Annotated in this window: 15 protein-coding genes and 1 pseudogene; 10 read left to right on the top strand and 6 right to left on the bottom strand. The window is 39.3% G+C overall.

What is annotated here, in order from left to right:
* Positions 1-15: 15 nt before the first annotated feature.
* The 3 genes from ACM0OR_RS22460 to ACM0OR_RS22450 form a co-directional block, all read right to left on the bottom strand.
* A complete protein-coding gene (locus ACM0OR_RS22460; RefSeq protein WP_414578827.1) occupies positions 16-2,145 on the bottom strand; it encodes an AAA-like domain-containing protein in 2,130 nt (709 codons plus the stop codon).
* Between the two features lie 20 nt (positions 2,146-2,165).
* Complete coding sequence (locus ACM0OR_RS22455; protein ID WP_414578826.1) at positions 2,166-3,530, bottom strand: AAA-like domain-containing protein; 1,365 nt, start codon at positions 3,528-3,530, stop codon at positions 2,166-2,168.
* Between the two features lie 632 nt (positions 3,531-4,162).
* Complete coding sequence (locus tag ACM0OR_RS22450; RefSeq protein WP_414578825.1) at positions 4,163-5,227, bottom strand: LuxR C-terminal-related transcriptional regulator; 1,065 nt, start codon at positions 5,225-5,227, stop codon at positions 4,163-4,165.
* Positions 5,228-5,546: 319 nt separating this feature from the next.
* Here ACM0OR_RS22450 and ACM0OR_RS22445 point away from each other — a divergent pair, with 319 nt between their 5' ends.
* The 5 genes and pseudogenes from ACM0OR_RS22445 to ACM0OR_RS22425 all read left to right on the top strand — a co-directional run.
* Positions 5,547-5,705 carry a hypothetical protein gene (locus ACM0OR_RS22445; protein WP_414578824.1) on the top strand — a complete coding sequence of 53 codons (159 nt, stop codon included), beginning with the start codon at positions 5,547-5,549 and terminating at the stop codon, positions 5,703-5,705.
* Between the two features lie 43 nt (positions 5,706-5,748).
* Entirely contained in the window at positions 5,749-5,916 is a 168-nt protein-coding gene (locus ACM0OR_RS22440) for a hypothetical protein (RefSeq protein WP_414578823.1), read from the top strand.
* A gap of 151 nt (positions 5,917-6,067) precedes the next feature.
* Positions 6,068-6,499, top strand: coding sequence for a hypothetical protein (locus ACM0OR_RS22435; protein WP_414578822.1), 432 nt, complete (start codon positions 6,068-6,070; stop codon positions 6,497-6,499).
* Positions 6,500-6,716: 217 nt separating this feature from the next.
* On the top strand, positions 6,717-10,193 hold the full coding sequence (locus ACM0OR_RS22430) for a matrixin family metalloprotease (protein WP_414578821.1): 3,477 nt from the start codon (positions 6,717-6,719) through the stop codon (positions 10,191-10,193).
* Positions 10,194-10,332: 139 nt separating this feature from the next.
* Positions 10,333-10,926 (top strand): annotated as a pseudogene (locus tag ACM0OR_RS22425) (hypothetical protein); the annotation flags it as partial.
* 73 nt (positions 10,927-10,999) lie between these two features.
* Here the strand turns inward: ACM0OR_RS22425 and ACM0OR_RS22420 are convergent.
* The gene (locus tag ACM0OR_RS22420) at positions 11,000-11,587 is read right to left on the bottom strand and encodes a transposase family protein (protein ID WP_414578820.1); all 588 of its coding nucleotides are present in this window, start codon (positions 11,585-11,587) and stop codon (positions 11,000-11,002) included.
* Positions 11,588-11,937: 350 nt separating this feature from the next.
* Between ACM0OR_RS22420 and ACM0OR_RS22415 the strand changes: the two genes are divergently transcribed.
* The 3 genes from ACM0OR_RS22415 (at position 11,938) to ACM0OR_RS22405 (ending at position 20,350) form a co-directional block, all read left to right on the top strand.
* Positions 11,938-13,395: a protein adenylyltransferase SelO gene (locus ACM0OR_RS22415; RefSeq protein WP_414578819.1), complete on the top strand. Its 1,458-nt coding sequence runs from the start codon at positions 11,938-11,940 to the stop codon at positions 13,393-13,395.
* A gap of 524 nt (positions 13,396-13,919) precedes the next feature.
* A complete protein-coding gene (locus tag ACM0OR_RS22410; RefSeq protein ID WP_414578818.1) occupies positions 13,920-19,361 on the top strand; it encodes a PAS domain S-box protein in 5,442 nt (1,813 codons plus the stop codon).
* Positions 19,358-20,350, top strand: a complete 993-nt coding sequence (locus ACM0OR_RS22405; protein WP_323266189.1) for a PleD family two-component system response regulator — start codon at positions 19,358-19,360, stop codon at positions 20,348-20,350. Before ACM0OR_RS22410 ends, ACM0OR_RS22405 begins: the two co-directional genes overlap by 4 nt.
* A gap of 36 nt (positions 20,351-20,386) precedes the next feature.
* On the opposite strand, the gene ACM0OR_RS22400 is transcribed toward ACM0OR_RS22405, so the two are convergent.
* Together ACM0OR_RS22400 and ACM0OR_RS22395 are read right to left on the bottom strand one after the other, a co-directional pair.
* Complete coding sequence (locus ACM0OR_RS22400) at positions 20,387-21,406, bottom strand: glycerate kinase (RefSeq protein ID WP_414578817.1); 1,020 nt, start codon at positions 21,404-21,406, stop codon at positions 20,387-20,389.
* Entirely contained in the window at positions 21,403-21,735 is a 333-nt protein-coding gene (locus tag ACM0OR_RS22395; protein WP_414578816.1) for a DUF565 domain-containing protein, read from the bottom strand. Before ACM0OR_RS22395 ends, ACM0OR_RS22400 begins: the two co-directional genes overlap by 4 nt.
* A 554-nt stretch (positions 21,736-22,289) precedes the next feature.
* Between ACM0OR_RS22395 and ACM0OR_RS22390 the strand changes: the two genes are divergently transcribed.
* Together ACM0OR_RS22390 and ACM0OR_RS22385 are read left to right on the top strand one after the other, a co-directional pair.
* Positions 22,290-22,916, top strand: coding sequence for a hypothetical protein (locus ACM0OR_RS22390; protein ID WP_414578815.1), 627 nt, complete (start codon positions 22,290-22,292; stop codon positions 22,914-22,916).
* 265 nt (positions 22,917-23,181) lie between these two features.
* A partial coding sequence (locus ACM0OR_RS22385) for an ArnT family glycosyltransferase (RefSeq protein ID WP_414578814.1) occupies positions 23,182-23,846 on the top strand: 665 nt, incomplete at its 3' end.

Raw genomic sequence — 23,846 nt, 5'->3', positions numbered from 1 at the left:
TAAAATAATTGAGAACTAAAATTTAAATATGATGTATATAGTATGCAGAAAACAGATTATACAAACTGTCAAAAATAAAATATTTGTCATTAAAATTTTCTTTAATAAATTGAAAGTGCTATATTGATTTCCAATTTCATTAAAAACAAAATTAAAATTTAATAAAACACCAATCGTGTCCTCCAAGTTTTTTTGATATGCTAATAATCCCCACAAAATTAACACAATTGTAGGTGTCATAAACCCGAATATACAAAATAATTGCGTCCAGAGATATGCACTATTTGACAATGTACTTCTACTGAAGGTTGCATCAAAATAAATTAAAATTAAAATGCCTAATAGTAAATTGAGAGGGCGTTTGATTTTTCCAGAAAAATCCCAATATATTTGTTTTAATTGTTCAATAATTTCATTTTGAGTAGTTAGATTAAGTATATTTGAAGTTTGTTTTATTTTATTTATTATTTGAGTTAGGTAGTTTTTATATTTCCGTATTCTGATACTGAGATGATTACAATCTTCTATAACTACGTGTATACTTAAGCCAGATAGAGGAACACCTATAACAATAAAGTTAATTAAAGCGTAAGGGAAATAACATATATAAGGTAGTAGGTACTGATTGAAATATTCTTTGGTAGTTACTTGATTATCTCCTAAAAGTTGATGTGGTCCATACCAAAAGTGATGGAATAGCAACATTAGAAAAAATATAAATCCTACAAAATATATTACTCTACGTCTTAAATATAGTTTTTTTTCTTGAATCAATTGAATTGTTTCTTCACTAAACTCGGAACAAATTACATATACTTCTAATGTCAATAAGAAGCAGATACGTATACACTCAAGTATAGCCCCTATATTATTACTATTATATGCTTGATTCCAAGGTTTACTTTCAACAACTATGTATGAAAATCCTAGTGAGATTAAACTGATAATGGCGAGAATAATCGCTATTGGTACTAGCAAGCTATAATTTAAAATTTTTGTACTTTTTAGTTCACTGTTAATATCTGTCTCTATTGGTTGTGGGAGTAAAGCCAAATTTTTCTCTATCCAATTTTGATTAAAAATATTTTCATAGATTTTGTTACAAACTTTTAACTTACCTTGCTGCTTAACTACTAACCCTGATAAGCGTAATGCTATTTGTTCTGTATCGTCATCACCATCTATATGATGATTTTGTAAAATTTGTTGATAAGTTTTTAGCCGCTTATAAGCTAATGTTTTATCGATAAGTAAGCGATTTTTGATAGTTCTTAAATGTTCTGGATCGTCATAAAATTCCCAATTTTTAATAATATAATTTTGAACTATCAGATCAATATTTAGATTTGTACTTTCTTCTTTTTCAACAATTAGCTTGCATAATTTCTGGGTGAGAAATGGTTGCCCTCCAGTCCAAGATAATATCTCCTGTAAAACTACTTCGGGTGCATCTACTTTTTGGGATAATCCTTTAGTCAATGATTGCTGGGCTTCCTCGAACTTAAATCCAGCTAATTCAATTGTTTTACCAATATTAAAAGGTATTTCCTTTTTATCTTTTAAATCTGATGGTGTGACTACACCTAAAAGACAAAAAGTAATGCGTTTGTATTTGAGCTTGTCTGCACGTTGGTTATAACAAGCACGAATAAACTCTAAAAATTCATCTTTAGGTTCTCTATCAATTAAATTATCAATTTCATCAATAAAAATAACAATACTTTGGGTTAATTTAGTTAGCAATACCTTATCAATAAATTGGCTCAATCTCTGCAATGGTGATAAAAATTGGTGTTTCTCCCACCAATGATAAAAATTAGATACATCATTTAGAAAACCAGACCATAATTCAAAGGTAATCCCTGCATAGAAACTTTCGGCAGTGTAGTCAGAACTACCAATTGTTGTCATATCAATTGAAGTACACCTGATTTCTTCTTCTTCCAGCTTTCTTCTAACTTGGACTCGCAAGCTAGACTTTCCCATTTGTCGGGAATTAAATACACAACAATAATCTCCATTTTTTAAACTTGCATATAAATCTTCATCTGCTTGTCGCTTAACATAGCTGGGGTGTTCTGGAGATAAACTGCCCCCAACTTTGTAATAGTTGAAAGCTGGTTTAAATGATGTGTCAGAATTCATAGTAGGTAATTTTAAATTGTTTAATCTCCCAGCCGTTCTGTAAAATACTGTCGGTACAACTCGCAGCGTGGTACAACTTGATTACTCTGCCATTTAATTAATCCCATACTGTATAACTGATATCCTAATATTGAGTCTAATTGTACTGGGTCAATGGTGCTAATCACTTGTTTAAATGCTGCTGCTAGTTTTACGTTTTCTCTGAGAATTCCCAAGTGTCGGCGTAAATGTTGACTATAAATGCCAGCGTCACTAGCGGCATCTTGCAACAATTGTTGTAAATTTCTCCATTTTCCTGGAACTGGTTGAGCAAGATGATAAAACGCTAATCTTACTAAATATGGATGCCCTCCCACCATTGCCATTAGTTGCTTGACTAACTCATCATTCCAGTCGAGTTGGTGTCGCTGTGCTAAGTCTTTAACTTGGGCGGGAGTAAACTCTGCCAATTCTATTGATTCTCCGACATTAAACGGTGAATGGTTGATATCTAATGGCCCATAATTTTCAGTGGAATGTACTATTACTAATCGCAGTTGTTTCCAGATATCTCGATTATTCGCTTCTTCGTGACAACTTCGCAGTAGTCCAAAAAAGCCTTGAGACACTTCAGGATAGCTAAAAACCTGATCTACTTCATCACAAGCTAAAACTAACGGAGTTCCTATTTGCGGAAATATATAGTCTTGAAAGTAGGTTTTACAGCTAATTTTACTACCTATAGGCTGTTTCCAAAAATCATGAATGCGATCGCATATATTTAGTTCTAAGCTAACGTATGCACAAAACCAACGCAAAAATTTATCCAAGTTACTAAAATTTACTTTATCTACATCTTGGAAATTTAAACGTACTGTGTGATAACCGTAATTGCGTGCTTGAGTGAGAATTCTATCAAGTAGAAAAGTTTTACCCATCTGTCTTGGTGCTTTGATGCGGATAATAGCGGCTGGTTGGGCGATCGCTTGATAACAGAAAGACTCTACAGTACAGTGCAGAGATTCTAGGGAGTAGCGTTCTATATAAAGAGCAGAATTTAACGAACCCGGATGATGAGGCGGTTCTAACCGATTAATAGATGGGAGTATTTGTCGTAATTTTTGCTTTTCTATCATCCGATTTAGTGCTTGACGGAAATTATTTTTACTCACAGGTTCGCCAATTATTTCCGTGAGTTTCTTCCATAATTTAGCCCCCACATCATTTTGAATATATGTATTAGCTAAATTTAATTCTCTGGCTATATCATCATACTTTTTACCCTCCCAGCTACCTTTTAAAACTTTAACTTCTATATCAGTCAGATACTTTTGAGTAGACTCAAATACGATGGTATCAACTAATTTTTTAATCTCCTCCCAAGAAATTTTAGCTTTGGAGTTCATAGGTAATATATCAAGATAAATATGGATAATCTTACCGCAATTTGCAAGCAAAATATCCCCTACGTCTTTGAGACGTAAGGTATCTGAGGATCTGCCATGCACCTTTGCACCTTACTTTTCCCTACCTTTTTCTCATTTGAGGCTGAGAAAGTTCATATTCAATTCATAATTTCCCTACTTTTTCGTGTTGGGATTTCAAATACTTCCAGACATAATAACAACAGGAAATCTGGGGATATTAAACAAGAAACTTAACAAGCGGAGAAATTTTCCTCGCTTCTTCTTGGTTGAGCCACCAATTCATGTGAATGGAGAACCGAGTCATGATATCTGCATTATCAGTTATGCAAAACGGTGTTAATGGTGGAGATGAAGATGAGGATGATGATCCAACTGTTCCACCCAGTTAACAGCAGGAATATTCTAGCTACAAAGTGATTGACAGCTTTTTGAGCTTGAAGATACCATTTTCCGTTGCATCTATTGTCAATCTATACCCTTCCATCAATGAGATCCCAAACAATGGATCTGATTCCGCTTCATCAATGGGAATCGTAATAAATTGCTCATCTCAAATTACTACAGCTTCATCAATTAATAATATCATGAAGCTATGAGATCACCGACTTCTTTCAGAAGTCGGTGATCTCGCGATTTTTAAGATTTATGCTATTAACATTTCTCATGGCATTCAGTTTCCAAACTTCTAATTCTGGTAACTTCCAACGCACTCTATTTAATTGCTGATCATGGGAGTAAGATTCTAGGAAATTCTGCCATGATAATATAGCTCCTTCTTGATTTCCCTCTGCTTCTTCGACTTGTGCTAATAAAGCATAAGCTGGAGCGTAATCTATTTCTAATTCCAGAGATGTGAGTAAATGTTGTTTCGCTTGTGCGTAGCAATTTTGCTGAAAATATGCCCAACCCAGGTTTTTATATAATGCAGCTTTAATGCTGTTATCTTTTGCACTTGATAAAATTGGTTCAATCAATTCTATCGCTGCAATATTATTTCCTTGAATAATTTCTAACCGGGCTAAATTATTAATCGCCGCATCCGCCGCTCGATTTTGATATTGCATGGCAATTTTATAATGTTCACAAGCCTGATGACAATTATCTAACTTTTCATAAGTTGCTCCTAAGTTATAGTGAGCAGAACCAAAATCCGGTTTTAATTCTACAGCAATCTTGAGATAAGATAATGCGGTATTAAAATCACTATTGAGGTAGTGTTGATATCCTATCTTGTTCAGGGCTTTAGACATTTGCTTCTTCTCCTGTTCATTGAAGTTAAACCGCAGTAGAAATTTGCTAAATTCCTCGTTGATGGGTTGGTGCGTTGACAGCAATTGCAAGATAAACTCTGTCACATTAGCATCATCAGTATCTTCAGGTTCAGCTACGGTTACTTGATGTGTAAGTTGCGGATGATGCTCACTCAATAAGTCAGGTTTGTGTTTAGCGACGAGTGTCACTAGCTCTGAGCGTTTATAGCGGCGACTGTCAGAATGTTCATTATTTAGTCCAAATTCCTGACATATCCTCTCAATAAATTTTCTGACACTAGCTTCGCCAATATTCATCGCGGCTGCGATGTCTGCATCTGTCTCGCCAGCCAGTATCCTTTGCAACACTTCTTTTCGTCTGCTTGTCAGTTTCTCAAATTTCACCTCGAATTGTTGTTGGTTCATGGTTTGTTTTTATTTTCTTCAGATTATAATCACATTTGTGACTATCTTAATAGAAGTTAATGTTCATCATCCTCTGTAATTGGGGGGATAGATATAGCACGTGAGTTTTGGCAGCTTGATTAAGTAAGCTTTTTAGCTTCTAATTCTGCAAATTACCTCATAATAGCTAGTTCGATGCTATTTTACTTTAGTTAAATCTATTTAAATGTACTTGTATTTATATTGATTTGTATTAAAACTTTTACTACCTGGTTGACAGGTATAAGCTTTAGTGTCACATTTGTGATTATAATTTGATGTCACAGAGACAAGTCTAACAATGGGAAAACTATTAGGACAAATGCTAACCGTATTAATTTTTGTTGGTGGCTCTGCGGCAGCCATAGGAGGTTTTGCAACTCAGCAACCTAAATATATAGGTATTGGTATGGCAAAGATATATTTTTCTACAACAATGGGCAGAAAATTTTTTGATTGAGTGTTCTAAGAACTTTTGATAACCCAAAAATTAAAGGAGTGTTATGAGTGTTGAACTATTAATCGTGGGGCTTATTTTTGCATCACTTTGGGCTTGTATTTCTAGGCAAATTGCACAAAATAAGGGTAGAAATCCAGGAATTTGGCTTGTTATGGGATTTTTCTTTGGAATTTTTGCAGTTATACTTGTATCTATTTTACCGATGGCTTAGGAAAGTTTCTGAAAAGCGCACTCAAAAAGATACAAGGATGTCTCAGTGCAATCGCTCTCATGAAATAGGTAAATAGGTGTGTGCGCTTTTTTAAATAAGCACACATTTATGGATGCGTTGAAAGCAATTTACAACTAATTAGGAGTTAGTCATGCGTAAATTTAATGTTGTGAGTGCTTTAATGCTCACTTGTTTTGTCATTTCCTCTGCACCAGCACAAGCACAAACCCGTGTAGCTCTTGCAGAATCATACGCTTACTTGGTTAATGCAAGTCGGGTTATTAGAGGTAAATCTCCTGTAGCTAATAAAACATCAATAGCTTGGGCTAACAGACGTAAAACTCGTGCAGTTAAAGATGCAATGCTAAGAGAAATTCGAGTTTCTCAAAGTTATTTTTCATCGGCTAGTAGTAATAATGCTTGTCAAGCTTATGCGTATTTGAAAAATACTCGTTACAGGTTATTTGAAGGACGTTCACAAAGCCATTCTGGTTTAGTCAACACCTGTTTAAATATGGATGAACCTACATATAGACAAGAGATTGACAAAGACTTATCTGATCTTTTTGGTTCACTGAGATAATCGCTAATTTTTAAATGAATTAATATGCGATCGCTCTTAGTAATAAGCAAACATTTGTTGGAGTGATCGCTTTTTTGAAACCAGGAAAAATATAGCAAATAGAAATCATTGAAAAAGTTAGATCCCCGACTTTTTGGAGAAGTCGGGGATTTGGACAACGCGAATTTCAAGTCTGAAGCAGATTACTAATTTACTTGAATTGTTAAAAGGAGATAAAATGTCTATTTTTGTTGGTTCTTCACGACCAGTTCCTAACACTGATTCCATCTATGTAAAAAGCTTACTATGGGGTACTAAATGGAATATTGACAACGATAATAGAAAACTTACCTACTCTTTCATTGACAACCAATATTGGGACTACCCTTTTTTAAATGCTGAAATCACAGCTTTTCACAATGCGATAAAAGCTTGGTCAAATGTCGCTAATTTTCAGCTTGAGTATTCTGGTTATAATGATTATTATTCAGAGCTAAAATTTCACAGTGTGGATTCTTCTGTTCTTCCCAGTCCTCCCGGTAGAATAACATTAGGTCAAGCACAGCCGCCTGGAATATTTGATGAAGACCCTTTTGTATTTGTAGAAGGAGATGTTTTAATTAACCGAGATATTTATAAAAATAATCCTGATTCAGAACTCTTAGTTGGTGGCTATGACTATTTAACATTTGTTCACGAAATTGGTCATGCTTTGGGATTATCTCACCCTCATGATGGAGGAGCAGGTTTTTCTCCTATCTTTCCTGGTGTTGACGATGGTTCAGATATGGGTGAATTGAGCCTCAATCAATTCATATACACGGTCATGTCTTATGTTGATACTCAAAGCTCATATTCACCTGGAGATGAAACAAATTGGGGATTTGCTGCGGGGCCGATGGCATTTGATATTGCAGCTATTCAACATATTTACGGTATCAATCTGACATACAACACAGGTAATAACGTTTATTACCTACCATCCTCCAATGGTGTAGGAACGTATTGGTCTTCTATTTGGGATGCAGGTGGAACAGATACCATATCTGGCCAATGGGCAAATAATTCGGTCATTATCAACTTGAACAATGCAACTCTGGCGAATAATGATCCCAATGCTGGTGGCTTCATTAGTCAAGTTGTTGATATTAAAGGAGGATTTACGATCGCCAACTCCCAAGGAGGTATATCTGTTATTGAAAATGCTATTGGCAGCTCTTATAACGACACCATTGTTGGTAATAGTAGCAACAATAACCTCTCTGGTGGCGGGGGTAACGATACTATCTATGGCAATGATGGTAACGACTATATTGATGGTGGTACTGGAGGCGACTATCTTCGTGGTGGCAATGGAGATGACACCATCTTAGGAGGTACTGGAACTTTTACGGATCTCCTATACGGCGATGATGGCAACGACTATATTGATGGCGGTGCTGGAGATGACCAAGATGCAAATCGCGGTGAGGGACTAAAAGGCGGTGCTGGTGATGACTTTATCTTGGGTGGCAGTGGTAACGATGCTCTGTATGGGCAAGAAGGTAATGATATCCTCTTAGGAGGAACAGGAAATGACCTCTTAAGTGGTGGTGGTGGTGTTAACACCTTGTTAGGAGGAACAGGAAATGACCTCTATTACTTGGCTTATCTCGATCCCAACAATCCAGTAGTCAATGACTCTGGGAGTATAATTCAAGATGAATCTGGCACAGATACCTTAACGCTAACTAACTTCCCACTCAGTCTATCTAACCTTGCCAGGGTTGGTACTGCGTTAACTATTGACCTGAACAAAGATAACAAATTCATCTTTGCTCAAGATGTCACTCTCCTCAACTTCTTTGGTACAGGCAATACCAAAGGAACTGGCTTTATTGAATACATTGCTGGTTTGGATAGTACCAGTTTTTTAAGTTTAGTTGGTAACAGTCCTAAAACTGGAACTACAGGAGACGATCGCGATCAATCTGCAATCAAAGGTACTACAGGCAATGACTATCTGGGTGGACAGACAGGAAGAGATCAGATATATGGCTATGCAGGTAATGACATTCTCGTAGCCAAAGGTGGAAAGGATGAACTCTACGGCGGTACAGGAGATGATTTATATCTCGTCTCAGCAGCCGATGGGTTTAAAACTATCATTCAAGATGATGGCGGATATGACGCTCTCAATATCAAAGATGCGATTATTTCTCTATCTCTACTCCAGAGTGGAAAAGTTGGACTTTACAGAAGAGATGATAACAATCTATTAATCGACCTCAACAAAGATGGTTATGCTACAGCTTCCGATGACTTAATTATTAACTTCTTTTTTGACCCCACAGCAACAGGAGCTAAAGCTGGTGTAGGCTTCATTGAGCAATTAGGTAATGTATCTGGCTATGACGTTCTGAATCTATTTAACGCCTTACCCAGAGGTGGAAGACCTGACGAAACTATTAACTATATTCCCAGTGGCGGTCTAGGCAACGATACATACATCGGCACAAGTGGCAATGATTTTATCATGGGCGGGGATGGTAATGACATTCTCGACGGTGGCGCAGGACGAGATCAACTACAAGGCGATAACGGCAATGACACCATATATGGAGGGGATGGAGACGACCGCCGCCCGGACTTCACTGCTGGATTAAGAGGTGGAGCAGGCAATGATTTGATTTATGGCGGCTATGGAGATGACATCATTGATGGACAGGATGGTGTTGACATTATCTTCGGCGATGAAGGTGATGACATTATCTTTGGCGGTGCTGGGAATGACGCAGTTCTCGACCCCAAAGGAAATTATGCTGCCTTAAAAGGTGGCGGAGGTTATGACACCATCTATGGCGGTTTTGGTGATGACATCATTGATGGTGGCGACGGTGATGACAGACTTTTCGGAGATGAGCTAAATCAGGATCTTCTCAATCAAACTCTGGGTGGTGACGATATAATTTCTGGCGGTGCTGGAGATGACTATATTGATACAGGCTATGGCAATGACTTAGCCTGGGGAGGAGATGGCAACGATATTCTTTATGGTGCTGCTGGAGTAGACCGCCTCAACGGTGATGCAGGTAATGACTTCATTGACGGTGGTGCTGGAAATGACAAAGTTGTCGATTCCAATGGAGAATATGCCGCCCTCAAAGGAGGTGCAGGCAATGACACCATCTATGGCAGTTTTGGCGACGACATCATTGATGGACAGGATGGTGATGACAAGCTTTACGGAGATGATAAAGATTTTCCTGGGCGAAATCCAACAGAAGGTGGCAATGATGAAATTTTTGGCGGCGCAGGAAATGATTATATTGATACAGGCTTCGGTAATGACAAAGCTTGGGGCGGTGCAGGTAATGATACCATTTATGGCGGTGCTGGATTAGATATCCTCAGTGGTGGTACTGGTAATGACAAGCTTTATTTAGGCTTAAACGATAATGCAGCAGATATCGTTAAATATACTTTTGGTGATGGAACGGATACCATTTATCAGTTTGTGCGTGGTGTCGGTGGTGATCAATTACAATTCACAGGCATTGCTAAAATTGATGTAGTGAAATTAGGAACAAGTACACAACTAAGAATCGGTGATGGTCTTGCTGGTAATACAGGCTTTGGTACAGGTCAATTATTAGCCACGATATCAGGTACATCTGGCTTTACTAGTAGTGATGTAAATGTTAATTTATTCGGAGCTAATTTTTTATTCACTTAATAAAATCTCATTAGTTACTTCACATCAAAAAACTAAGCGATCGCCCACCGGATCTATTGATTTGGAGGGCGATGTCTACGACGGGCAAAGCCTACGCTTTGGTAAAATACCATCAATTCCCATTGCCCAAGTTAAATGAATGACAAGATTCATCCATGACCAATTCTCCAAAGACTACTTAGAAGAACTACTAAAACCATTCGGAACAGTCCAAGCACCAAGTCGAGTAGCAGCAGAAGTCAAAGAAATAGACGTATTATTCACACCAACTCCCACACCAACAGCTAATCTAGAAACATTAGGCCTATTGGGAAAAATGGCGACAACACCAGCCATATTTGAACCCTTCCGCAACCCCGCATCCATAGACGAAATTAGCGATTGTATCTCCAAACTATCAGAAATAAAAAGCGCAATGCAGCGAGAAGCAAAGCGCAATCAAACCAAAATACCAACAGCAGAAATTCCCCAACTGTGGATACTCACACCCACCGCCTCCAAAAATATCATCTCAGGGTATGGTGGGCAACTAAAATCAAACTGGGGAGATGGAGTATACTTTTTAGCAACATATTTCCGCACAGCCATAGTTGTCATTCATCAGTTACCATCTACTCAAGAAACACTATGGCTGAGAATATTAGGGCGTGGTAGAGTTCAGCAACAAGCAATTGATGAATTAGTCGCACTACCAACCAATCACCCCTTTGGTCGAGTCACGCTAGAATTACTTTAGACTTGTCTATAAAAGATAAAAAGCTTACTGTGAAGGGATTATAGGAGATATAACTGAGATAAAATAGTTATCATTGCTGAACGTAAAAATCACGGTTTAGGGATGAAAATAGGAAAATTATCAAAAGTTTCTCAAAACAGAGCTTGCTAAAAAAGTAAATGTTCATTTTCTTCTTACCGGAATAATATTTTTTCTGCTCTTCATAGTTTCCAGGTCTTTCTATAGCTTGCTCTGCACTATCTACTATTAATTCATATTCACATAATTTCTCACATAGCTCTTGATATCTTTGCTCATCATTTTTTACTTCTTCTACTTGAGATGCAGGCAAGATTTCTCTCAAAATATCTACCCAATAATTAAAGGTATTATTGGCTTTTGTTCTCGACACATCAAACAATAATCCGAGAATTTCAAATGTTGGCTTCTGTCTCAGGTATACTAAACATAAACACACACCTTCTTTTGGTGTCATTTCTGCTTTACGTCCTCCACCAGAGGCTATTAACCTAATTTTTCTTTTTTCAATTTCTGCTTGTTTGTCTCTATGCCTTTTTGAAGCTAATGCTACTAATGTAATAAAATCTTCATATTTAATCCCAATTAATCGCTTTGATTCCTCTGGGTATGATTCTATTCTTTTTAAGGGACTTGTCATTATTAATACTCGCTTTTTTATCTTCTCTGTTTATTTTCTTATAAAATTTATTTTAAAGATAGGTCTATTCTATGCAACATAAATATGTAGTAATACAATTTGAATTTTAAGTTGCAATAATTCATAAATATTGTTTCTTTTAGAAACCAGGGTTCTTGTTTTTCAGCCGTGGTTCAGGATCAGGATAGCTATGTTCTACACACAAAAATAGGATTTATAATCACAACTATTAACTACACTCTATGTATAAGGTTTTTATACTCAGTTCCCAAGTTTTAATTATCTAACTTCACGCGAGAGATGCTGTCAGATGTACTATTGAGGGAAGAATAAATTATGCTTTGCTCATAATGACCTTAGCTGAAACTCCCAACACTAAAAACTCTCTCAATCCTTTTCTCACCCTGAATTACGAACCAGCTTTGGCATCCTTGGGTGATGATTATTATGATGAAGTAGCCGCAGCCGAATTTCCCCAACATACTCTGCGCTGGCGCAATGATGCCCTATTACCCAAATTGGGTCTAAATCCTCAAGATGTTCAAGATGAGGACTTTATTACAGCTTTTAGCTTATTTCAAGGACGCAAACCATTTTTAGCACTGCGTTATCACGGCTATCAATTCGGGGAATATAACTCCCAGTTAGGTGACGGACGGGGTTTTTTGTATGGTCAAGTCCGTGGTATTGATGGCGAACTCTATGATTTTGGTACTAAAGGTTCTGGGAGAACACCCTATTCCCGTGGTGGTGATGGGATGCTAACCCTCAAAGGTGGGGTCAGGGAAGTTTTAGCAGCAGAAGCCTTACATCAGTTGGGGGTTCGTACCTCTCGCTGTCTCACGATGATTGAAACTGGTTTATCCCTGTGGCGCGGTGATGAACCTTCACCTACTCGTTCGTCTGTAATGGTCAGGATGAGTAGTTCACATATTCGGTTTGGGACTTTTGAGCGTTTGTACTATTTACAACGTCCAGATTTAATTCAAAAGTTATTAGACCATGTAGTTGAGCATTATTACTCGCACTTAGTTAATGAACAAGATAAATATGCTTTGTTCTATGCCGAATTAGTTAAACGAGTCGCAGAACTAGTTGCACAGTGGATGGCCGCAGGTTTTTGTCATGCAGTTCTCAATACTGACAATATGGCAATTACTGGGGAAAGCTTTGACTACGGCCCTTATGCGTTTATTCCTACTTATGACCCTTATTTCACTGCTGCATATTTCGACTATTACAAACGCTATTGCTATAGTCATCAGCCGGGTATTTGCCAATTAAATCTGGAATTGCTCCAACAACCATTAAGGTCAGTTATCGATAAAGGTGATTTAGACGCTGGACTGGCAAAATTTGGTGATTATTACGTTGCGGAATATCGTTCTTTAATGCTGAAAAAATTAGGTTTTGAGCAGTTGCTTATGCCTGAAGCTGATGAACTGTTAAGTCTAACTATTCAATTTCTGCAAGATAGCCAAGTTGGGTATCATCAGTTTTTCTATGAAATGGCTCATACTTTCTCCTCTAAGTGGAGAGATGAACCAGGATTGGTACTCAACCCTTCAGATGTTGTACCTACATCGGATAAATCAGCAATTTTTGATAATTGGTGCTTACTTTACCATAAAATCTTAAATCATTCTGATCCTGAGCAAATGCAGAGTATTGCTGAAACTCTAAGTTATTACAATCCCAAAACTGTATTATTAAGACCTGTAATTGAGTCAATTTGGGAAGAAATTGCTCAAACGGATAATTGGCAACCTTTTTATCAGCTATTGCAGACAATAGAGACTAAAAGCTAGTACGTATGAGCCAAGATAACTCCGTACTGAGTTTGGCCAAATAAAAAATATTTTGTGTCTTTGTAGTTCAACATCTGTCACTACAAAGACACAAATCTATATTCTCTGTTTCAGAAACAAATATACTAATACTAATATTGGATAAATTTTTATTGTCGTAATATATCAAGCTAATAGCTATATATATGCTGAGTTGAAATGCTGTGATATAGATAATTATTTGAATTTAATTAGGCAATTAATTCTAAATTAAGATAAAATTTCATTTTGATTTATTGAAAACATCAAAAGGACATGATTGATAAAATTAAAAAAATGTAAACAATTAAGAAATAAATATAAAATCAATAGATTTAAGTCAACAAAGGATGTATAAATTGTTTTACGATTGGGATTTTGCGTAATTGTCCCCTTGCTATGGCTAATTTTAATTACTTACAAAGAAAAAACTAGCTACAGACTTGTTCAAAGTGCTGGAGGATGAATCAGTGTACAGGCAGCACAAACATCAGAGATTTACATTGGTGAAATTTTTTAGCCCCCAAAAGTTGCTGCCGCTTCTGGTTGGTGTTGTGATTTTCATTGTAGTAATTATCCTTTGGCAGAGATTAATAGTTGCAGAGCAAAACAATATACAAGAACTGATTCAACAACAAGCGATCGCAACTAAAACCGAATTAGTTACCCAACTACAATATCGCATTCTAGCCCTAGAGCGCATGGGGAAACACTGGCAACTGCACAATAGTATCTCAAAAACGCAATGGGAAGTAGAAGCCGCAACCTATATCCAAGATTATGGCGGCTACCAAGCAATTGAGAGGGTTGATCCGTCATGGCGGGTACGGTGGACTGTGCCATTAGCTAATAATCAAGCAGCACAAGATATTAACTGGAAGCAAGTAAATCAACAAAAGCAAGCCTTAGCAATAGCAGGTAGGAATCATCAAACTATGCTGACTCGTACAATGAAGCGAGAACCAGGTGTCTGGGGATTTTTAGCCTGTGTACCTTTATATAGTAACAAGCAATTTCATGGATTTATCTTAGGAATTTTCCACATTCAAACCCTTTTTGATTCTATTTTGCATATACCTGAGGGTTACAAAATTAGGGTATTTGACAGCAAAGATTTAATTTACAGCCAAGATACATCATCGCCAGTGCCAGCATCTTGGCATCAACAAATCAATATTGACTTGTACGGAGTCAACTGGCAATTACAGATTTATCCAACTCCTGAGTTATTAGCAGATTTACACTCACCTCTGCCCACCTTTGTCTTGCTAGCTGGAATATTAGCGGCTGGGGGACTCACATTATTAACTTATTTAGTACAAGTTACCCAAATTAGCAACCGTAAAATAGCAGCCATCAACCAAGAATTAGCGCAAAGAATTGCTGCACAACAACAAACAGAAATGGCTCTGCGTGCTAGTGAAAACCGATTGCGGCAGTTACTAGAAACAGCGAAAGTCATTCCCTGGGAATTAGATTTAAAAACTTGGCGTTTTACCTATGTAGGGCCACAAGCTGAAACCCTATTAGAATATCCTGTTGCCCAATGGTATGAAGAGAATTTTTGGTTAAATCATCTGTATGCCCAAGACAGAGAAAAGACATTAAGTATTTGTCTAGCAGCCATAGCTAGAGGCGAAAACCACGAGATGGAATACCGGATGATTGCCAGCGATGGCCGAGTTGTATGGCTGCGAGACATTGTAAGCGTAGTCCAAACCGATGGAAATCCCATGCTGCTGCGAGGTTTCATGTTTGATATTACCGACTTGAAACTAGTAGAAGCAACCCTGCGCTTGCGGGAGAGAGCCTTGGCTGCTACTAGTAATGGTATTGTCATTGCCGATGCCAAACTAGCCAATAATCCCATCATTTATGTTAACTCTGGCTTTGAGCAAATCACCGGCTACAGTGCCACAGATGTTATTGGGCAGAATTGTCGCTTCTTGCAAGGTACAGACACCCAGCAACCAACACTCAATGAACTGCGATTAGCCCTAAAAGCTGGGAAAAGTTGCACAGTGATTGTGCGAAACTACCGCAAAGATGGCAGATTATTTTGGAATCAATTAAACATTTCTCCCATTTATGACGAAACAGGTCAATTAACCCACTTCCTAGGCATTCAAATAGATATTAGCGAACAGCAGGCTGTACTTCGTGAACGCCAACAAGCAGAAATGTCGCTACGTCGGCAAGCCCTTACCTTTGAAAATATCTACGATGGCGTCATCATCACCGATTTAAAAGGGAAAATTCTCGACTGGAATCCTGCCGCAGAGAGGATCTTTGGCTATACCAAAGCCGAGATTTGTGAACAATCTATTAACACGTTACATCAGCCTGAAGCAGACGTAGCCTTGAATAACGCCATCATTGAAGACATTACTCAACATGGACGTTGGTCAGGGGAAATTAACTTTGTTCGCAAAGATGGTAGCCAGGGTATTTCTGAAACCACCATAGTACCTTTGCAAGATGAACAAGGACAAAATATAGCCACAATTAGCGTCAATCGAGACATCACCGAACGCAAACAATCAGAAGCTTTACTACATCGCAGTGAAGAACGCTTCCAAGCATTCATGAATCATAGTCCCACCCATGCTTGGATTACAGACGTTGAAGGTAAAATTATTTACCTAAGTGAAAATTATCGGCGCACCTTTAAATTACCTTTAAAAAAAATAATTGGCAAAAGCATTTTTGATATTTATCCAGCCCAATTTGCTCAACCCTTTCTAGAGACTATTCAAACAGTTGCTCGCACCAATCAAGTCGTGGAAGTTGTGGAGTCTGCCCCCTGTGCTGACGGCACAGTGCGAGATTTTTTGGTGTATAAATTTCCGATTTCCAGTCAAGAAGAGGCGTGCCTTATAGGAGGAATTGCCATTGACATTACTGAGCGTAAACGTGCAGAAGAAGCACTCCTTAAAAGTGAAGAGCGTTGGCAACTAGTCATTGAAGGCAATCAAGACGCGATTTGGGATTGGAATATTATCGCCCAGGAAACCTTTCGCTCGGCACGCTGGGCAGAGTTAGTAGGAGAAGAAAACTATCAACCCATCAGTAGTAACGAAGATTGTACTAGCCGCATTCATCCCGAAGATTACGATCGCGTCATCGCTGTCAAGCAAAATTATCTCAGTCGCAAAATCCCCAAATATGTCATAGAATATCGTCTGCGTTGCCACAATAACACTTACAAATGGGTATTAGTTCATGCTACTGCCCAATGGGACGAACAAGGTAATCCAGTACGGATGGTCGGCTCAATCAAAGATATTACAGAACGAGTGCAAGCACAAGAAACATTGCAAAGACAGTTAAATCGGACACTGCTCCTGGAAAAAATTACTCAGGAAATTCGTCAAAGTCTGGATATTAAAGAAATTTTTGCCACCGCCGCGACTCAAATTGGACAAGCTTTTGCCGCTGATCGCTGTTTAATCCATGCCTACGTTTGTGACCCCTCTCCCCGCATTCCCCTAGTAGCAGAATATAATAATGTCCCTGGTTTCTGCTTTATGGAGAAACTAGAAATACCGATGTCAGGGAATCCGCACGGTCTAGAAATGATGACCCATGATCGAGCGATCGCTTCACCCAATGTTTACGAAGATCCTTTACTAGAATCTTTCGTCCTCATGTGTCGGGCAATTGACTTGAAATCCATGCTAGCCATCCGCACCTCTTATCAAGGAGAACCCAATGGTGCGATCGGCTTACACCAGTGTAGCCATTTCCGTCAGTGGAATCAGGACGAAATTGAATTACTAGAGGCAGTAGCCGCACAGTTAGGCATTGCCCTTGCCCAAGCGCAACTCCTCGAAAAAGAAACCCGCCAACGGGAAGAACTCACTTTAAAAAACTTTGCCTTAGAACGGGCAAAAAGGGCAGCAGAAGCAGCAAATCGGGCAAAAAGTGAATTTTTGGCGATGATGAGTCATGAAATTCGCACCCCCATGAATGCCATCATCGGCATGACAGAACTACTGCTCAATACTGATTTGACACTCCAACAGCGAGACTTTTTAGAAACCGTCTTAACCAGTAGTGAAGCTTTGCTCACCATCATTAATGACATTCTGGATTTTTCCAAAATTGAGTCAGGGAAATTAGAACTAGAAGCACAGCCTGTTAATATTAGAACTTGCGTAGAACAAGTAATTGACTTGTTAGCCTCCAAGGCTGCCCAAAAAGATATTGAACTAGCTTATCTAATTGATCCCCAAGTGCCGACTCAGATTGTCGGTGATTTAACTCGTCTGCGGCAAATCTTAACCAACTTGCTCAACAACGCTATTAAATTCACCGAAAAAGGCGAAGTGATTCTTTCTGTACATAGCACTCCCAAAGCAAAAAACTGCTGCGAACTTCTCTTTAGCATCCAAGACACAGGCATCGGTATTCCATCTGAGAAGATGAAACGCCTGTTTCAACCTTTTGTGCAAGCAGATGCCTCCATGACTCGCAAATATGGCGGTACAGGATTAGGACTAGTAATTAGTAAACGCTTAGGGAGGATGATGGGCGGTCATCTTTGGGTGGACAGTCAAGGATCTGTGGGTGGTAGTCCCCCTTCAGGATGGCAAAGCCAAAAGCCCGTATCATCTACTACCTCAACCCCAGGTTCTACCTTTTACTTCGCTGTGACAGCCCCCATCTTTACTGATCCTCATGGCGATGAATTGATAACTGCCCCAACACAGTTGTTCGGTAAACGCTTGTTAATAGTTGATGACAATTCTACCAATCGCAAAATTTTGCGCTTACAAGCTGAACCTTGGCAAATGCAAACTTATATTGTGTCATCTGGTATAGAAGCGTTAGCTTTACTTGACCAGGAAATCAAGTTTGATATTGCAATTTTAGATATGCAGATGCCTGAAATGGATGGCTTGACCTTAGCGCGGGAAATCCGCAGGCGTTCTGCTTATCAATATTTACCCTTGGTAATCCTCACATCTTGGGGTAAGCAAGACAATGATTCTAATTTTAGAGAGATGGGATTTGTTACCTATCTCCATAAACCAATTAAGCAATCTCAACTGTACGATGTTCTTACCTATAATTTGGGGAATCAACCAATTCGAGCGAGTGTTTCTCATTCTCATCCCACCCCCATCGAGCAAAATTTGGCAGAGCAATTGCCACTACGGCTGCTGCTAGCTGAAGACATGGTAGTCAATCAGAAAGTTGCTCTACTCATGCTAAAAAAAATTGGCTATAGGGCTGACGTAGTCGCTAATGGGTTAGAAGTTTTAGAAGCATTACAACGTCAGACTTATGATGTCATTTTGATGGATGTGAATATGCCAGAAATGGATGGCTTAGAAACTAGCCGGAGAATTTGTCAAACTTGGAGTGCTGATTCTCGTCCCTATATTATCGCCATGACTGCTAATGCTATGCAAGGCGATCGCGAAGCCTGTCTAGCAGCTGGCATGAATAACTATATCAGTAAGCCAATTCAGATTGATGATTTAGCCAAAGCACTGGGTAAATGTCAGCCCCTCAAACTTCATGATCCCATCAGTTCCCAAATTCTCTGCCCCAACCCCAATGTCTCAGCAAATTACGTGTCAAAAATAAACACTATTGATACTAAAATATTGCAAGAATTACGTAATATGTTGTGCGGAGAAGCAGGTGCATTTGCTGAATTAATAGAATGTTACCTGACAGAAGCTCCTAAATTGATCCAAAATATTAGTGTAGCAATCACAACTAAAGATGCCCAAGCTATATGGAATACATCTCATAAACTGAAATCTAGCAGTGGCTCAGTGGGAGCAGTATTATTGGCACAACTTTGCAAGCAACTAGAAATACAGGGGCGTAGTAGTGACTTGGCAGGTATTACAGAAATCGGCTCACAACTTTGTCAAGAGTATGAGCGAGTCAAAACTGCTTTGCAAAGAGAAATTAATCAGGAGAGATCATGAACACTAGTGTCCTACAAGAGCCGTCTTTAATTCTCATTGTTGACGACGAGCCATTTATCAGGGCGCAGTTACGACTATCTCTACAATATGAAGGATATCGGACGGTAGAAGCTCAAGATGGTAGAGAGGCATTGAGTGTTTTTCATCAACTGCAACCAGACATAGTGCTTCTAGACGCAATTATGCCGGATATGGACGGATTTGAGTGTTGCACTCGCTTACAATTACTAGACCATAGCAAGCATACACCAGTTTTAATGATTACTGGACTGGAAGACAAAGAATCTGTTGATCGCGCTTTTGAAGTGGGTGCTATCGATTATGTTACTAAACCAATTCACTGGCCGGTTTTGCGTCAACGAGTCAAACGTTTGATTCAACAATCCCATCTCCAACAAAAGCTAGAAGCTGCTAATCGAGAATTAAAACGGTTGGTAACAATTGATGAATTGACTCAAATTGCTAACCGCCGTAGGTTTGAAGAATATTGTTCCCAAGAGTGGCACTGCATGGTAAGGGAGCAACTATCTTTGTCTTTGATTCTCTGTGATGTTGATTTCTTTAAAGCATATAATGATACCTACGGTCATCGGGCAGGCGATCGCTGTCTACAATTGGTTGCTAAAGCTATTCAAGATAGTGTCAAACGTCCGGCTGATTTAGTCGCCCGTTATGGCGGAGAAGAATTTGCTGTAATTTTACCCCGAACAGATGCTGAGGGTGCAGTTCATATCGCTGAGGCCATTTGCCAATCGGTGCGGTTGTTGGGTGTACCACATAGCACTTCACAAGCGAATATTTATGTCACCATCAGTGCTGGTGTAGCGACTATTACGCCTCAACCCAACTCCGATTTTCAAGAAATTATTGACGAAGCCGATCGCGCATTATATCAAGCTAAAATTGCCGGACGCGATCGCTGCCAAAAATACAACAAACTTCCCTCCTCTACTACTTTTTTATGGAAGGAAGTTGGGAAAGAATATTGAGGGCATGGGGTATGAGTTGCTTTTCCCCTGGTCTTTTCAATCAACAGTCAAGCTATGATCTTGATCAATCTCAATTACTAAATCAACCCATGAAGCAGATTGAGCTAAGGGTTTGATAAATAATTCTGGATGGAGCGATCGCCAAAAATAATTGACAAATTTCTCAATCTCTGCATCTGTCATCCCGGATTTACCAGCCGCAATCATTTGTCGTTCTGCTTGTTTGCGCCACTCTACAGAATATCGGTAATCCTTGGGGTATAATACAATTAAGCTATCTAATCTTTCCCACAGTGGCAAATATTCACTCAGCCGAGTATTCATGTCACGGGCAAATGCTCTATCGACATCAGTGATAATAGGTGGTGGGGCATCGTCAAATATTAGCGTATCTATCGGCCGCACACCGACAAACCAACCTTCAAATAACAAAATATCAACTTTCTCTACAATCTCTGGCTCAGTGCGATCGCCTGCACCACTGTAGGCAGATTTATCAAAGCGGGGGATGCTAACAGGCGTTTGTAATTGCCGAATTTGCTCTAGAACATTTATCCCTAAGTCTACATCGTGAGTTCCCGGTGGGCCACGCCAAATTAAGCGGGGATCTTCTTGGGTTAATGCTAGACGCTCATGATAAGTTTTATACAAGTCATCTAAAGATAAACTCACACTACAATATCCCAACTCCTGGAGAATCAACCCCAACAGTTGGCACATCGTAGTTTTACCTGTTCCTTGACTCCCTAAGATGCCTTGAATGAAAGGACGCTGTAACTTTTGATGTTGTGATGCTATTTTTACCGCCAGGGGTAGCCACAAGTCCCACAACACAGGTAACATCCTGTCTATGGGGGTATGCAGGCGATTTTGGCAAAATTGACTAAAAGCTGGTAATACAGATTGTAAAAGCTGCGATCGCTCTTGAATCACTTGCTCTACATTAACCGACGTGATCCCAAAGGCTTTTGCCCTTGATCTATCTTTTAAGGCTGCGGCTTGTGCTGCCTGTTGCCCACTTGCCGTCCCCATTGCTTGTAACCAATCGTTAATCATGAACCTAGTTTAAAGGCTTCAATAAATAAGCTATACGTAAAACCCACTTTCAAGAGGTTCAGCACTTCTACCCACAAGGCTCGCCTAGCAAAAAAACTCTGGCTATAGAATATTCTGCTTGTGACCTCTGTCATGACGACTAATACCCCAGCTACCCAAATATCTATTACACCACGTTGTCCTGCTATCGTGGAAATTGCCGTCCCCAAGAAAAAGCCAAACAAAAAGCTAATCAGCAGGAGCGACAGCCGCCGCCAAGGATTAGAAAACCATTGCCCCAAACGTCTAGCAATGGTATCAAGCAAGTTGTTAAGACGTGTGTTTTGCATTGAATCAGGCTTTACCTAGTCAATATTCATTGGGCATTGGGTATCGGGCATCGGGCATTGGATTTTTCTCCCTCTGCTTCCCTTACATCGCTATACCCTTCCGTCTTTATACACTAATTTGATCTGGCTATATCATTTCATCATGCCCAGGACTGGCTGTAAAATATTAAAAAATGTAAATAATATGCTGTTGGTATATTTGGTTGTTTAAGCAAAGCTACCTTGTGACTCAAATTACTTCCATACTAAAAATTTCTTCTGGTGTTTCACCGAGTAAATATATGTTATGGGTATAATATTTGGCGTTTATACTTGATCATGCCTGACATCAATTCCAGTATCATCAGGACTTTACACCTTTTTACCTTGAATATCTCCAGTAATGCTTCAGATAGATAATTCTCAGTAAATATGATATTTATGATACATTTGTCAGCCAAATTATCGAGATTTTCTATTAGGCAAGTAGAAAACTTCTCTTGAACGTAACTAGTGATAATAGGCTAGTATTTGGTCAAGCCTAAACAAAACATTATTTCTAAATCAATATCAATATGAAGTCTTCCGGGTATCGTAATGCTGCGGTTATCGCTGGCTCTTTGGCACTGATGGGTTTACTGTTAGGATGCTTAGATATGAGTGTGTCTTTTGAAACTACGAACCCAGATACATCGTCATCGCCATCTACTGTTGTAATACCAGAAAATCAAGATTTAGCATCACCTGTGGCATTGACAGATGGTAACTCTACGGCTATTTCAAATCCACTAACAACTCAGAGTAACAAATCAGAACAAAACACTAAAAAAGCTATCTCCATATTGGCTTCTCGCCAGTCCTTGAGTAGCAATACTAAATATTTAGGCAATTTACGCATGAGCAATCAAACAGATCAGCCTGTGCGATTGGCTCTATTGGCTCGACAGTCAGTTAAAAAAAGTTCAGTTAAAGAAAAAACTGATATTCCCGCCCATTGGGATTTTGATCCCCAAGAAGGCAGCGAAAAAGGGTTAATTCTGTCTCTACCTCAAGGCAACCTCAAAATAGAAACAGGTGATATCTTGGTAGCCTTTGCCCAGGATGGTTCTCGTCACTATTGGGGGCCATATGTTGTAGGAGAAAGCTCCCTACCTACCTGGGATGACCAAAAACAAGAATGGGTAATGTTACTAAGTAAGTAATGAGTGCTGAGTAATGAGTAATGAGTGGGGAGTCACCGAAGTTTGCCCGGTTCGCGTAAGCGTCTCGTAAGAGAGGGAGACCCTCCTTGCAACTTCTCGCTGTTAGCGGTAGCGCGGCGTTTAGCCGGTGCTGAGTTATTTTTGAATTTTGAATTTTGAATTGTTAAGAGTGGGGAATGAAAGTCCAAATCACGAAGAACAAAACGTAGTCACTCAACGACTAAATAAATGTTGACATTGACTATTGACTATTGAGTAACTACTGATGAGGTTAAAATTGAGCTTTCCCCAAGCTTTTGAGCAGTGGCTTAATAAGATAGTGAAACGTCCAGCCCTTGCTGTGACTGTGGTGATTGTGTGGTTAGTTGTACTTGGTTGGGTAGCTTACGGATGGAATTTAGGAAGTGTTGGCTTAATTGACGAAACTGAGCCATTATTTGCTGAAGCTTCCCGTCAAATGTTATTAACGGGGGATTGGATTACTCCTTATTTCAATGGTGAAACTCGGTTTGATAAACCTGCTTTAATTTACTGGTTGCAAGCGATCGCCTATGCTGTGATTGGGGTGAATGAATGGGCTGTACGTCTCCCCTCCGCACTGGCTGCAATGGGAGTTATGGCTTTGGTGTTTTATACTGTACATTGGTCTTTGACTAAAAAAGATGAATTAGAGCCTGTTTCATCTCTCACACGCCCCTATTTAGCCGCAGCCGTCGCCGCAGCCATCACAGCACTTAATCCAGAAATGATCATCTGGGGAAGGACTGGTGTCTCAGATATGTTGTTGACAGGGTGTATAGCCTCAGCTTTGTTGTGCTTTTTTCGGGGATACGCAGAAGGGGAAATAAAGCAGGGGAAGCAGGGGAAGCAGGGGGAGCAGGGGGAGCAGGGGGAGCAGGGGGAGCAGGGGGAGCAGGGGGAGCAGGGGGA

The organism is Anabaena sp. CCY 9402-a (genome assembly GCF_963920945.1).
GTDB classification, from domain to species: Bacteria; Cyanobacteriota; Cyanobacteriia; order Cyanobacteriales; family Nostocaceae; genus Trichormus; species Trichormus minutissimus.
The sequence above is the reverse complement of the archived record's forward strand: the minus strand, read 5'-3'. Positions and strand labels throughout refer to the sequence as shown.

What these genes read in the sequence shown, in the direction of transcription:
- ACM0OR_RS22460 (WP_414578827.1), bottom strand. Translation starts at nt 2,145, where the DNA reads ATGAATTCTGACACATCATTTAAACCAGCTTTCAACTATTACAAAGTT.
- ACM0OR_RS22455 (WP_414578826.1), bottom strand. Translation starts at nt 3,530, where the DNA reads ATGAACTCCAAAGCTAAAATTTCTTGGGAGGAGATTAAAAAATTAGTT.
- ACM0OR_RS22450 (WP_414578825.1), bottom strand. Translation starts at nt 5,227, where the DNA reads ATGAACCAACAACAATTCGAGGTGAAATTTGAGAAACTGACAAGCAGA.
- ACM0OR_RS22445 (WP_414578824.1), top strand. Translation starts at nt 5,547, where the DNA reads ATGGGAAAACTATTAGGACAAATGCTAACCGTATTAATTTTTGTTGGT.
- ACM0OR_RS22440 (WP_414578823.1), top strand. Translation starts at nt 5,749, where the DNA reads ATGAGTGTTGAACTATTAATCGTGGGGCTTATTTTTGCATCACTTTGG.
- ACM0OR_RS22435 (WP_414578822.1), top strand. Translation starts at nt 6,068, where the DNA reads ATGCGTAAATTTAATGTTGTGAGTGCTTTAATGCTCACTTGTTTTGTC.
- ACM0OR_RS22430 (WP_414578821.1), top strand. Translation starts at nt 6,717, where the DNA reads ATGTCTATTTTTGTTGGTTCTTCACGACCAGTTCCTAACACTGATTCC.
- ACM0OR_RS22420 (WP_414578820.1), bottom strand. Translation starts at nt 11,587, where the DNA reads ATGACAAGTCCCTTAAAAAGAATAGAATCATACCCAGAGGAATCAAAG.
- ACM0OR_RS22415 (WP_414578819.1), top strand. Translation starts at nt 11,938, where the DNA reads ATGACCTTAGCTGAAACTCCCAACACTAAAAACTCTCTCAATCCTTTT.
- ACM0OR_RS22405 (WP_323266189.1), top strand. Translation starts at nt 19,358, where the DNA reads ATGAACACTAGTGTCCTACAAGAGCCGTCTTTAATTCTCATTGTTGAC.
- ACM0OR_RS22400 (WP_414578817.1), bottom strand. Translation starts at nt 21,406, where the DNA reads ATGATTAACGATTGGTTACAAGCAATGGGGACGGCAAGTGGGCAACAG.
- ACM0OR_RS22395 (WP_414578816.1), bottom strand. Translation starts at nt 21,735, where the DNA reads ATGCAAAACACACGTCTTAACAACTTGCTTGATACCATTGCTAGACGT.
- ACM0OR_RS22390 (WP_414578815.1), top strand. Translation starts at nt 22,290, where the DNA reads ATGAAGTCTTCCGGGTATCGTAATGCTGCGGTTATCGCTGGCTCTTTG.